Annotated in this window: 1 protein-coding gene; it reads right to left on the bottom strand. The window is 64.3% G+C overall.

What is annotated here, in order from left to right; genetic code table 11:
* On the bottom strand, positions 1-314 hold a 314-nt coding region (locus ACTFO6_RS18105), incomplete at its 3' end, for a SulP family inorganic anion transporter (protein WP_439935788.1).
* Positions 315-350 lie beyond the last annotated feature (36 nt).

The raw sequence follows: 350 nt of genomic DNA, 5'->3' as shown, positions 1-350 counted from the left end.
ATATTAGCCAGCCCCTGGCCGATCAGCTCCTGGTTGACGTCCACGCGCTGCCCGGTCCTGGCGGCGATCGCCTTGGAGATCGAGGTCGCTTCCATGAACCCGATCAGCGCCATCACAAACGCCGCGGGCACAAGCGCGAGTAGCGCATCCCAGTGAATCACGGGCATCTGGAAGGCGGGTAGATCCGGCGGGACCTTGCCGACCACTGCCCCGCCCGCAGAAAAAACGATCCGCCCTTCCTTCGTTCCGGAAAAGCGCCAACGTCGCCCGTCGGAGACGACGCCGGGAGGAAGATGTCCTGCGCGGTAGAACAACGCAGCGCCACCGGTGTCTTGGGACCGGTTCATGAC

This window comes from Pelomicrobium sp. G1, from assembly GCF_051905455.1.
In the GTDB taxonomy this organism is placed as follows: domain Bacteria; phylum Pseudomonadota; class Gammaproteobacteria; order Burkholderiales; family UBA6910; genus Pelomicrobium.
Note: the sequence above shows the minus strand (reverse complement) of the source record. Positions and strands in the feature narration are given on the sequence as shown.